General features: G+C 41.3%; 12 protein-coding genes. 8 read left to right on the top strand and 4 right to left on the bottom strand.

Going from position 1 to position 12,352, the window contains the following annotated elements; translation table 11 throughout:
* The first annotated feature begins 355 nt into the window (after positions 1 to 355).
* Both AMBT_RS06470 and AMBT_RS06465 read left to right on the top strand, forming a co-directional pair.
* Positions 356 to 1,330 (top strand): mechanosensitive ion channel family protein, encoded by a 975-nt coding sequence (locus AMBT_RS06470; protein ID WP_013783806.1) that lies wholly within the window; start codon positions 356 to 358, stop codon positions 1,328 to 1,330.
* Positions 1,331 to 1,372: 42 nt separating this feature from the next.
* The gene (locus AMBT_RS06465) at positions 1,373 to 1,555 is read left to right on the top strand and encodes an entericidin A/B family lipoprotein (RefSeq protein WP_013783805.1); all 183 of its coding nucleotides are present in this window, start codon (positions 1,373 to 1,375) and stop codon (positions 1,553 to 1,555) included.
* Between the two features lie 106 nt (positions 1,556 to 1,661).
* Here the strand turns inward: AMBT_RS06465 and AMBT_RS06460 are convergent, their stop codons facing one another.
* Positions 1,662 to 1,970, bottom strand: a complete 309-nt coding sequence (locus AMBT_RS06460) for a hypothetical protein (RefSeq protein WP_013783804.1) — start codon at positions 1,968 to 1,970, stop codon at positions 1,662 to 1,664.
* Positions 1,971 to 2,218: 248 nt separating this feature from the next.
* On the opposite strand from AMBT_RS06460, the gene AMBT_RS06455 reads away from it, so the two are divergent.
* Both AMBT_RS06455 and AMBT_RS06450 read left to right on the top strand, forming a co-directional pair.
* Entirely contained in the window at positions 2,219 to 2,686 is a 468-nt protein-coding gene (locus AMBT_RS06455) for a hypothetical protein (protein WP_013783803.1), read from the top strand.
* Positions 2,687 to 3,054: 368 nt separating this feature from the next.
* Entirely contained in the window at positions 3,055 to 4,173 is a 1,119-nt protein-coding gene (locus tag AMBT_RS06450) for a mechanosensitive ion channel family protein (RefSeq protein ID WP_013783802.1), read from the top strand.
* A gap of 39 nt (positions 4,174 to 4,212) precedes the next feature.
* On the opposite strand, the gene AMBT_RS06445 is transcribed toward AMBT_RS06450, so the two are convergent.
* Positions 4,213 to 4,668 carry a MaoC family dehydratase gene (locus tag AMBT_RS06445; protein WP_013783801.1) on the bottom strand — a complete coding sequence of 152 codons (456 nt, stop codon included), beginning with the start codon at positions 4,666 to 4,668 and terminating at the stop codon, positions 4,213 to 4,215.
* Positions 4,669 to 4,858: 190 nt separating this feature from the next.
* On the opposite strand from AMBT_RS06445, the gene AMBT_RS06440 reads away from it, so the two are divergent.
* Both AMBT_RS06440 and AMBT_RS06435 read left to right on the top strand, forming a co-directional pair.
* On the top strand, positions 4,859 to 5,761 hold the full coding sequence (locus tag AMBT_RS06440) for a LysR family transcriptional regulator (RefSeq protein WP_013783800.1): 903 nt from the start codon (positions 4,859 to 4,861) through the stop codon (positions 5,759 to 5,761).
* Positions 5,762 to 5,953: 192 nt separating this feature from the next.
* Complete coding sequence (locus AMBT_RS06435) at positions 5,954 to 6,346, top strand: DUF3718 domain-containing protein (protein ID WP_013783799.1); 393 nt, start codon at positions 5,954 to 5,956, stop codon at positions 6,344 to 6,346.
* Between the two features lie 147 nt (positions 6,347 to 6,493).
* Here the strand turns inward: AMBT_RS06435 and AMBT_RS06430 are convergent, their stop codons facing one another.
* Together AMBT_RS06430 and AMBT_RS06425 are read right to left on the bottom strand one after the other, a co-directional pair.
* On the bottom strand, positions 6,494 to 8,008 hold the full coding sequence (locus tag AMBT_RS06430) for a mannitol dehydrogenase family protein (protein ID WP_013783798.1): 1,515 nt from the start codon (positions 8,006 to 8,008) through the stop codon (positions 6,494 to 6,496).
* A gap of 9 nt (positions 8,009 to 8,017) precedes the next feature.
* Entirely contained in the window at positions 8,018 to 9,733 is a 1,716-nt protein-coding gene (locus AMBT_RS06425) for a purine-cytosine permease family protein (RefSeq protein ID WP_013783797.1), read from the bottom strand.
* 705 nt (positions 9,734 to 10,438) lie between these two features.
* Here AMBT_RS06425 and AMBT_RS06420 point away from each other — a divergent pair.
* Both AMBT_RS06420 and AMBT_RS06415 read left to right on the top strand, forming a co-directional pair.
* A complete protein-coding gene (locus tag AMBT_RS06420; protein WP_013783796.1) occupies positions 10,439 to 11,095 on the top strand; it encodes an HAD family hydrolase in 657 nt (218 codons plus the stop codon).
* 14 nt (positions 11,096 to 11,109) lie between these two features.
* On the top strand, positions 11,110 to 12,066 hold the full coding sequence (locus AMBT_RS06415) for a sugar-binding transcriptional regulator (protein ID WP_013783795.1): 957 nt from the start codon (positions 11,110 to 11,112) through the stop codon (positions 12,064 to 12,066).
* The last annotated feature ends 286 nt before the right edge of the window (positions 12,067 to 12,352 follow it).

The raw sequence follows: 12,352 nt of genomic DNA, 5'->3' as shown, positions 1-12,352 counted from the left end.
CCGCTAGCAACAGGCTGGACGATTTCTCATTGTTATTGTGAAAGGTCAATGAACAATCTTTGACCTGCAATATTGATGTTAAGCGTCATCACATAGTTTGTAAATTTATTGTGAATAATATATTTACATTAATTTTACACATGGTCAGACCACTCAAACTTTTGTCTAACACCTATAAAAATGCGTTTAATCACTGCGTAGTTATTTCCCACCCTTGTATTTTTTTCTTAGCGCCTTTTTGCTACAAGTGATTACTCACACACCTTTTATAAATAAATCAAGGACTTATAAAATGACAGCAAAGGAATAAATCTTGAATAGTCACTGCATATTGTTTAATAAATGAATGAGTTCTATGGATTTTCCTAATATTGATGACTTTTATCAGCTAATAAACCAGAAGCTTGAGGGTTGGATCGAGAGCGGAATTAAGCACTTACCCAACTTTGTGGTGGCGATATTAATCGCTATTGTTTTCGGAATACTGGCAAAAGTAGTAGGAAATATTGTCGGAAAGGTAATGCGAAGAGCATTTGAGTCTCGACAAATCGCTAAATTACTCACCTCTATTATCAAATCACTCATTGTTGTTTTCGGTATTTTCATTGCACTGGATTTCGTTGGACTCAAGGGCACGGTGACATCATTACTTGCCGGTGCCGGTATTGTGGGTTTAGCCATCGGCTTTGCGTTTCAAGATATGACGGAAAACCTCATTGCGGGTATTGCAATGGGTATCCGTAAACCTTTCGAGATTGGTGATGTGGTTCAAGCTGAAGGCGTTTTCGGAACGGTTGAAGAAATTAACCTGCGAAACACCTTGGTAGCTACTTTTTATGGGCAGCGTGAAATCATTCCCAATAAAATCCTCTTTAGAAATATTCTAACTAATTATTCAGTTGAAGGTGTTAGACGTATTGAGGTTCCTGTTGGCATTTCCTACGCCGATGATGTTGAAAAAGCCGCCGAACTCATTACCGACGCAATCAATGAAAAAGACTACGTAATAAAGAAAGACGAAACTGCGGTTTACGCTGCGTCATTCGGTGATTCAAGTATCAATCTTTTGCTTTGGTTTTGGATACGTTACCCAGGCGACCCTGGCTTTATGGTAGTGCGTCACGAAGCAATATGTACTGTTAAACGTGTATTAGAAGAAAACGACATCTTAATTCCCTTCCCTATTCGTACGTTGGATTTTAATTCCAAGGGAAGCGATAAGCTTAACACTATGCTTGAAAAGAAAGAGACCACTTCTGAAAGCGAATCATCCCCAACGCGCAACTCTGGCGATCAAGTAAATGGGGATAGCGAAGCGAGTGATGAATAAAGTAACCAAATAACGTTAATTACTAATATCAGGAGATATGCCATGAAAAAGTCAGTTTTGTCGTCACTATTAAATTCGAAATTACTTAGGGGTAGTTTCACCGCGCTATTGTTTTCATCTGCTGTTGTAGGTATGAATGGGTGTGCGACGGTTGAAGGTGCAGGAGAAGATATACAAAGCGCTGGCGAAGCCATTGAAGAAGGTGCTGAAGACGCATCTAATTAATTTATCGCTTTGTTGTTCTGGTTAAGCCACGCTGTAGACTTCTATAGTCGTGGCTTACAACAGTGAGCTAAAGTATGATTGTTCAACTGTACTAGCTCAATCTCGGTTAACGCCTTTCAATCGCGGGAATTTCAATATAGGCATCTGGATCAGATTCCTTTAAAGCCTCCAGTTTACTTTTTCTTTTTGCTCTATCTTCAATGGTTTCACCAAAAACCTGGAAGTGTAAGTCAGCAATAAGCGCCCGCCCTTGCTTTTTACTTATTACGCCAAGTAGTTCGCCTGCATGAATAAACCCTTGCACTCGGTATTTATCCGCATCTACGTTTTTTCCTTCTTTACTTGCCGTGTACAAACTAACAAGTTGAGTAGTACAAGCCTCTATAAACATACTCGTTTCTTCTTCGTTGTTCATCGCAGCGCTCCTTACTATTAATTTGTTATTGCCTCTAGATGAGCTTTCAGTTGCCTTTCTAGTCAGCATTCCTTGCCTAGAGTTTACCTACTTAAGTAATCAAAGTGGAATGACTATTTTATCTGTTGTATGTGCATTTCAACTAAAGTTCATTGGTAAGGTTTCAATATCTTACCTACGATTTAACGAGTGTTAGAAGCGTTTTTCTATTCAAACACCATGAATATATAAAGAGTAGTGAGCACACCATGCGAGTAAAAATAGCTATAGGATTGATTACAGCCTTGGCATTTGCCCCCACTGTTGCTGCAAAAGGAAATGCTCATCATTGGCAAACGTCACCTCATCATCTTTCCGCCCTTGTAGGCACAACATATACAGAAGAGTGCGGTAACGCGTTTACCCTAGGTATTGATTATGAATATCGTATCAGCGACTTTTTGGGGCTTGGCTTCGTGGCCGAATATGCATTTGAAGATTTAGACGCCTACACGTATCTACTGGTTGCGGACTTTCACATTACTAACCACTTTATCGCCCAGATTGGCCCCGGGGTAGAATTTCACGGTAGCCATAAAATGGAAGTTGCACGATTAGGTTTTTTATATGAGTTCGAGATGTCTGGTATCACAGTCTCGCCACAACTGCATTACGACTATCATAGAAACCACGAAAGCGCCGTTGTTGCCGGTCTTGCCATTGGTATGTCTTTTTAACGATTTAAAGATGAAACCATAAAAGAATGATAAAAAATTTGCACTAATTTAATGCATTTTTTTAGCATTGAATCAAACGATTCCTCTGCTTATTTTTTCTCATTCTTACACTGATATCTATTTTAAGTAAAACCGCAAAAATGCTGTGACTGCCCGTGCTGAAAGGCCTATGACGATAACAACCAACGACTGTGCAGATAATAATTAACCCCGATATTTTTAATTACTCTCTAGGTTCAATTGAGTGAAATTGGTTGGAACGTTAATTGCTGTACATAGTAGTATTTATATGCACGCTATGGTTTAAAATCACTTTTAGTGTGAATGGCTTTAGTGCAAATTCGTATGTTATTGGTCAAGGGAAAGTCATGCCAGAAGTTAACTTTGCAGGCTTAGTGTTAGTGCCTGAACTTGTTATCACCGTTACTGTGATACTTGCTAACCTTTTCATGTTCTTAATTAAGCGCATCTTTCTACGAAAGTTTTTGTTGCTTACTGATCGCACTTCATATTTCTATGACTCTTTGCTGGCCCACTCGTTAAACCTGCCGCTCACTATCCTTATTTTCGTTATCGATATTTGGATTTTAAATTGGCTATTCGACAAGTACGATATTGTCAATGAGTCCTATACGAGCTCAATTTCCCTCGCGTCTAAAATATTACTGATCACTGCCGCTATTCTTTTCTTAAATCGTTTTGCCGTTGGGTTACTTGCTAACCAAACACAGCGTTCAGACTCACTTCGAAGTAGTACGGGCATTATTAAAGGCATAGTGAAAGGCCTTATCGTAGGTATTGGTATATTAATAATGTTGGGTACGTTAGGCATTTCAATTACCCCTATTATCGCGTCGTTAGGTATCACATCGCTTGCCGTTGCGCTTGCCCTTCAACCCACTCTAGAGAACTTCTTTTCAGGGGTACAACTGGTTATGGACAAGCCTATTAGAGTAGGCGACTTCATTGAATTAGAGAGTAAAGAGCAAGGTTTTGTAGAGCGTATTGGTTGGCGCTCCACGTGGATAAAAATGTTACCCAACAACACTATTATTGTACCAAATAGTGTATTAGCTGAATCTAAGATAATTAATTATTTCTACCCGAGTAAAGAGTTATCAGTACCGGTTGATGTAGGTGTACATTATAACTCTGATCTTGAGCACGTAGAGAAAGTCACCCTTGAGGTAGCCAAAGAAATATTGGTTTCCCATGAATGGGGAATTGATGATTACGATACCTTCGTGGTGTACCACACCTTTGATAATTCCAGCATCAATTTCACGGTGATGTTGAGAGCAAAAGAGTACTTCCATCGCTTCTTTATAAAATCAGCATTCATAAAGGCATTACATAAGCGATATGCCGCAGAAGGTATTATTATTCCCTATCCAATACGCGCCATTAATACCGAACAAGAGAGCCCGCGTATTGATGTTCAAACTACCAACATCCCCAACAACGCGGGCGAGCCTCCTAGCCAGTAGAGTACACAGTAAAAATATAGTGTACTCACAGCGAATTTATTACTCGCTAGGTTGCATTACTGCCAACATAAGAAAAGTCCCCACCAGTGCTGGTTTGCCTGACGAGGCCAGCTCGCAGCTTGATTCCATTTTAAATAGTTTACCAGCAGGTTTGTTGACGACTTCTACCAATTTGAAGTGATATTTGATTGCATCGCCTGATTTCACGGGCTCCAAAAAACGTAATGAATCGATACCATAGTTAATGGTTGATGCAATTTCGTCAGATGCAGCAAGTACACCTTCAAAGGCCTTAGGCATAACCGACGCGGTGAGAAAGCCATGCGCAATAGTAGTTCTAAATGGGCTCTCTTTGTTACACCGTTCAGTATCAAGGTGTATCCATTGATAGTCACCCGTAGCTTCAGCAAACTGATTAATCATATCTTGCGAAATGGTGAGCCATTCAGCTTGTTCAAGGGTTTCCCCAACCTCTAAGTCGATGAGTGTTTTCATATTTTTTGACCAATGGTAGTTAATTTAAGACGAACAGTACTATTGATGTATTGAATATTTCAATTAACTTTTAATAATAGGTATTTATAAATAACCTTGTTACAATAAGGTAAAAATAATATTAACCAAAGAATTCGCCAGTTACTTTTTGGTATTTTCATACTGGCACTCGCCAGACAAGGATTGCGCAATGAATCTTAATAGAATTGATTTAAACCTCTTCGCCGTATTCGACGCCATATATACTGCGGGAAGCCTAACAAAAGCAGCTGATGTATTGTGTATTACACAACCTGCGGTGAGTAATTCACTGGCTCGTTTACGGGAAATGCTGAACGACCCATTGTTCGTAAGAACCGGTCATAGCATGACACCCACCCCTGTTGCACAGAATATTATTGTACCTGCGAGACAAGCCTTAGCCTTGTTAAGAAAAAGCGTGCAAGAGAGTCATACGTTTGACCCTTTAACTGCAGAAAAGGCATTTAACTTTGCTAGCAGAGATTTGCTAGAAGTTAGCATAATGCCAAGGCTGGTTTCGCGGTTACAAAACCTAGCGCCCAATATTAGCCTAACTAATTACGAAATTCCTCGTAGTCAGATTGTATCTGCGATGGCCAGCGGTACCTTAGATTTCTTCGCCGATGCGTCCACATTTAGCGATCCGCATTTATGCAAAGAAAAAATAGCGCAAGACAGATTTGTGGTTTTAGCACGAAAGAACCACCCTGCGTTAAAGAACGGTTTAGATTTAGACACCTTTTTACGCTTAGGTCACATTAATGTGTCGCAACGTAAATCAGGTGCCGGCCCTATTGATGTAGCACTAGATAGAATGGGTAAACGCCGTAAAGAAGTTATGCGAAGCCAACACTTTTTAACTGTGCCCAGTACAATTGTGAAAACCGACCTTATAGCTTGTTTGCCATTTCATCTAGCTAAACACTACGACTTAGCCATTTATGAATTACCTTTCGATCTACCTACCGTAGAGTACTTCTTATATTGGCACGTAAGTGCAGATCACGATTACGCCCATATGTGGATGCGTGAGCAGATTATGGAAGTGTCGAGCCACTTTAAAAGCCATTAACGTTTACTCGTTATTCCCTAAGGCACACCTCTTCTTAGTGGTGTGCCTTTTTTTGCGCTTACCCTTTCAACGCCACTTAGATATTAAACTGTATACCTTAGTATTAGACCAAGGCTTTCTAACCTCAAAAATTTTGCGTTTAATAGAACCCAACGAACGAACATACTTTTAAATTAAACCGAGGAATTGACCATGTTGAAAATCGTTAAAACTTCGCTAGTTATCGCAGCAACTCTGGGTGTATCTGGCATGGCGCAAGCCAACGTAAACGAAGCATTAGCAAACATTTGTACTATCGTACAAGCAGATGATAAAGGTGAGCTACGCAAGAAAATGCGTTCTGTAGAATCAGATTATCGCCTTAAACTAAAAGATTATTATTCGGGTGTTAGCTGTAGCGGCAACAGCCTGATACGTACAGCAATGCTGAGCAACGCTGTAGAAGCAGGTTCACTGCTAGTTAAAAAGATGCCAAAGAGTGATTTATCAGCACCAGAAACAGACGGTAAGACGTTGCAAGCATGGGTTGCTGAGAATGGTTTGGAAGGTAACGAAATTGCCACAGTCTTGAGCGGAAGATTATAAGCAGCCCTGAGCGGAAGATTATAAGCAGCCCTGAGCGGACGTTTACAAATAAAAAATTCACATACCATGTGAAAAGATTCAACATGGTTGCAGAGTAATCTGCACTTAAAGAGGCGACCACAAGGTCGCCTCTTTTCTTTGTATCTACTAGACGAGAGCTGGCTCGTTTGGTGCACTTGTTAGCGATTTAGCTATTTCTAAAATAGACTCACCGCTATAAATTCGGCTCAAGTAACCTTGATATACAGGCGTGAAGCCTGCCTCATCGCTTAAATCACCGAAAACACTGGTCACTTTCAAGAAAGACAAAGCATCATCTTGGTAACGTGAAGCAGCATTGTGCAATTCATCAGCAAGTTGATCTTGAATAACGAGCGGCGTACCTTTTTGCGACGTGCGTTTATCTGAATAGAAACTCCACGCTGCAAGTATTAGGGCACTAATATCAACTTTTCCACCATTTGCTAAGTTCTCACGAATGGTAGGTAACAAAAACACAGGAATTTTTGCTGAGCTTTCCAAACAAATTCTGGACAGTGAATCTTTAATGTACGGATTTGCAAATCGTGCTAGTAAAATATTTTTGTAATCGTGAACATCAATACCTGCAACCGGATCTAGGGTTGGCATTACTTCATCTACCATGAAGGTTGCTAGCAGAGAACGAAGTTCCGTTTGGGCTACACTTTCATGAATTGTATCAAGCCCGGCAAGTGAACCCGTTAACCCCAACACAGAGTGACCCGCGTTTAGCATTCTTAGCTTCAATTTTTCATAAGGTGCCACATTGTCTACAAACTGTGCACCAACATCTTCAAACGCTGGGCGTTCATTGCAAAATTTATCAGCAATAATCCATTGATCGAACGGTTCGCATACTACAGGCCAGCTGTCTTCAATACCTGATTCAACTAATGCCGCTTTGTCTTCATCAGTCGTTGCGGGAGTAATGCGATCGACCATTGAATTAGGAAAGCTTACGTTTTCCTCAACCCAATTAGCAAAATCGGTATCCGCAAGACGAACATAAGACAACAACATGGCTTTGAGTACATCACCATTATGTTGAATGTTATCGCACGACATCACCGTAAAAGGTGCGATGCCCATTTCTTTACGCTTTTTAAGTGCTGCCGTTAAATAGCCAAACACTAATTTTGGCGATTCTGGATTGGCTAAATCGTGCTGAACGTCAGGATTTTGTGCAATAAATTCGCCGGTAGTGGGGTCGAAGTTATACCCACCTTCAGTGATAGTCAGCGAAACAATTTTAATTGCCTCGGACGCCATTTTATCAATAATGGCAATGGGGCTATCGCCCGCAATTAAAAAGTCGGTAAGGGCACCAATAACACGGGCTTTACGTTCACCATTTGCGTGCTTTTCTACCAATGTATAAAGGTAGTCTTGCTCTTTTAAAAGTGATTGCATATGACGGTCAGCTTCACGCAGCCCTACCCCACATATACCCCATGAAGTGTCACCTGTTACGTTCATATACGCATCTACGTACATGGCTTCGTGGGCACGGTGGAAGCCGCCCACGCCAACATGAACAATACCGGCTTCTACACGAGATACATCGTACTGAGGTACAGCGATGCTCTCATCAAGAGAAGATAACGCAGTACGGTTCAAACGCATATTAGTTGCTGGTTGCATAAAAAACCTCTATTTCGCAAGTGCTTTGTGGCGACGCATTGACCAGTAAGCAGTAGTAAAGTAAATAATTGTGCATACGAAAGCCAAGTTAAAGAACATCTCTCTGTTACTTTCGTAATTGGCTACATCTGGGCTTAACGAGAAGGCATTAATGGCTAATAACGTCGTCACCAATAAGCTACCCCAAGACACAACTTTTAGTAATTTCGATAACATTGACGTGTCTATTGCAGGTGTTGGAATCTCAGCGCCTTGACGCTCCTGCTGAATTTCAACTTCTTTATCGAAAGCATCCATTTCTGCTTTTTCTTCAACGTATTGACGCTTTGCACCATACTTTGCGGCCAACAAGGTGTAAACAATAATGGTGAATATCCACGTTGGAATAAACAGGTAATAGAATGAAATAACATCCAATGCATTAAGACCAAATCCAAATACAAGCCCTAATCCCCAGGTCGCTACTGCAGGTGTGCTGTGGGTTAAGTTTTGGAAATGTGCCCAATAACGAGTGTAACCAATACGCGGGAAGATGACGTGTTCAGCGAATACAATACCGCCAACAGGAACTACTAATAATCCAGCATAGGTTAATAAGGGAAGCAGTTTAGTAAATACGAATGGGAAACACGCGATAACAACGGTAACCATGCCTACTGTGGCGGTGGTTTTAATTCGAGATTTATCTTTAAAAATAGCTTGAGCTGCTAAGCCCGCGCGGTACAAGTTAGCATTCGCGGTTGTCCAACCAGCAACAATAACAATGACCAACCCTGATAGACCTAATGCGTGGAAGGCGACATCACCTGGGTCTAATTCTGTAATAGATTTTTGGACGATAATAGCAGTACCTGCCCCCATAATACCTGCAGAAATCCATGCCACATAGTGACCGAAAAGCATACCAGCAGAAGTAGTAAGGCCGTAAACTTTACGTTTAGCAAAACGAAGCATAGCCATATCAATCAAACCAAAATGGGTGATTGTATTTGCTGCCCAAGAGAAGCCAATAACTTCGAGTAAGCCAATACCCTGTTCACCAGAGGGGGTTAAACCAGTCCATACCGACACAGATCCTATGTGCATGAAGTCAGCCCAACTTGTTAAGAATGTTTGACCAATTACTGCATCAGCCAATGCTGGCATTAGCACTAATGGACCACACACAAACATAGTGAATAACCAAGGTGCGCAAATACGAGAAAAATCAGACACCGCATTGAAGCCGTACATGGCGACAAACACCACGATGACGCCAACCGCTGCAACAACACCTACAAACGCCAGGTTCGTTGGATACCAATCAAGTTGGGCGGGAATATTCAATGCGAACCTGACCGCCGTAGCAGATACGGTTATCATTGCGGCAGATATAACGGTAAATATGATGACGTTGGCCCAGTTATAGAGCTTGGTCATCGAATCACCCGCAATTTTATGCAAGTAAGTATATAAACTTAGGCGTGTATCTACGGCGATGGGCGTAGTGATTAGCGTCCAACTAAGTACCGCTAATATATTACCGATAAGTAAACCAAACAGAATGTCGGTCATGGTTGCGCCTAAGGCAACAAAGGTAGCACCAAACACAAACTCGGTGGCTGCAACGTGCTCACCAGCATAAAGTCCCATGAAGTGCTTCCAGCCCTTCAATTGGTGTTTTGCAACTGGGAGTTGCTCGTCACCTATCTGTGCAATGTCGCCATTGCTTGAATCTGTTTTCATTTTCTATCTCGCTACTTTATTCACCGCTTTGGTATGTCCAAAGTGCATTTTACTGCTAGCTACCAAAACTACACTTGTTATGAATATTATTATCAGTACGTTAACACTCATAAAACGACGCCTTCACCCAAAACATAATTGGAAATTTTTAGGTTTGGCTCAGTAACCGTTAACCCAAATGGGCATTTGCCACAGCTGTGAGTTATTTCTCACGGGCAATACTTATATATCGATGTTTAAATGTAAACGGAATTAACAAGCCTAACGTTATAATTCGGTTAACAAGTTAATTTGTATCCAATAAATGTTATTACTTGTAGGTTCATTTTTGTTTGAATTTAACTGTTATTACTGTGCCTATAGGGGGCTTGTTGACTTAAAAACTCGGTAAGGGCACGATATGTTATGCGTAAGTAAAATAAGTATTTTGAAGTGATACGGCCTGGCAGCCTGTTTAATACTCTTTCGTCATTTACCTCAATGGAAGTATTCTACTGACAAAATGGTGAGAAATGATGAAGAATAGCCTGAAGAGGCGTTTTTTCCCCCAGTTGTAGCGTGTTAACCCAAAGGGCTTTCCCTTCATTTTACTCATAGAGCTAAATAGCTTAATTAGGTAAACTTGAATTGGTTTATTCTCGGGCTTGTACGTAAAATTGCTTCTTAATGGAGTACATGCGTATCTGGAATGCATTAAGGAATTACATGACAATTGAAAGCAGCCTTGTCATTTTCGACTGTGATGGCGTGTTAATTGATAGTGAAATGTTGTCGATGCAAAGCTGGCAGCGCTTACTTGAGACTTATGGAGTGTCGATTAACGCGGAATATTTTATCAGCAAATTTCTTGGCAAAAGTATGCAACATGTTGAACAACAAATTCATCATGATTTTGGCCTGACTGTCACCACTCAAATTAAAGATGAATTTCATATTTTGCTGAAGCGAAGCTTTGCTAAAAATTTGATGCCTACGCTGGGCATTGAAAGCCTACTATCTAGGCTAACGGTTCCCTATTGTCTTGCTACTAGCAGTTCGCCCGAGCGCACAGAGTACGCCTTATCTTGTACTGGTTTAAGCCAGTATTTCACTGGCAATATATTTACACGCTCTTTAGTAAAAAATGGGAAGCCAGCCCCCGATCTTTTTTTATACGCGGCTGAAAAAATGGGTGTTGCGCCTAAACAATGTATTGTTATTGAAGACTCCCCTGCGGGCATTGAGGCTGGTATTGCCGCAAACATGCAGGTTATTCATTACACGGGGGGGAGTCATTTAAAGGATATGCCAACAAACCACACGACAACCATTTCCCATTGGGATAACTTTATACAAGCCTACCCTAAGTTGGTATCTGATTGATGGAACAAGAATAAATGAGTAAAAAACAACAACTAGAAAATCAACGTCTCGACGAAGCCGCTCGTGCTGGCTGGCTTTATTATGTAGGCGGTAAGACACAAGACGAAATTGCGAAACGTTTAAATACTTCTCGACAAAGTGCCCAGCGCTTAGTGGCGCTGGCCATGTCTGAAGGGCTCGTGAAGGTGCGACTCGAGCACCCTATTGCCCGTTGCATGGAGTTAGCTGAAACTATTCAACAGCGCTTCGGTTTGCAATTTTGTGAAGTCGTGCCCTCTGTGGTTGGCGACGAAAACTCTACCTTAGGCTTGGGGCAAGCAGGAGCCAGTGCCATAGAGCGCTCGCTTAAATCTGACTCACCACAAACAATTGCATTTGGTACTGGCCGCGTTTTACGCGCGTGTGCTGACGAACTAGCATTAATGAACTGCCCGCAGCACAAAATTGTGTCTTTGGTAGGGAATATTGCCAACAATGGTGAAGCCACCCGCTATGATGTTGCAGTACACATTGCCGATAGAGTAAAGGCCCAACATTACCCCATGCCACTGCCTGTTATTGCGGGTTCTGAAATTGAACGCGAGCAACTGCATCAACAAGCTCACATTGCGCGAATTCACAAACTGGCTCGACAAGCAGACATTACTTTTGTAGGCATTGGTAATTTAGGCAACACATCGCCACTGCATGTTGATGGCTTCATTAACGATAACGAAACGCAAAGCTTGTCGTCTATGGGGGCCACTGGAGAGGTCATCGGATGGGTTTACAATCGTGAAGGCGCTATTGTGGATTGCGAAGTAAATCGAAGAGTAACCAGTAGCAAATTAACCCTAGCGTCTGATAAGCCAGTTGTGGGTATTGCGGCAGGTATGAATAAGAAAGACGCTATTTTAGGCGCGTTGCGATCTAAACTTATCAATTCACTCATTACCAATGAAACCACTGCCCAAGCCTTACTCAATAGCTAACAGGCTTTTTTCGTAGGCCGTATTTTTTAGTGAGTTTTTTTCTTAGAGCGTAGATGGGTAATCGTATTGGTTATTTATCTACGCCTATTAATAATGTAATTAAATGCTGCAGTTCAACACTACCAATTGATTGTGCTAATCAATAATGCTATTTAATCGCTCCACCACGCCCACTCTTCTTAATAAAAACAGATTTCCCTAAAACGCTGCTTTTATCTAACGATATTCAAACAAAGCGTAAAAAATTAGCGATTCTGAGCTGGATAGGTGAGCAAAATCCATGTCC

The sequence above is a fragment of the Alteromonas naphthalenivorans genome, from assembly GCF_000213655.1.
Classification (GTDB): Bacteria; Pseudomonadota; Gammaproteobacteria; order Enterobacterales; family Alteromonadaceae; genus Alteromonas; species Alteromonas naphthalenivorans.
Note: the sequence above shows the minus strand (reverse complement) of the source record. Positions and strands in the feature narration are given on the sequence as shown.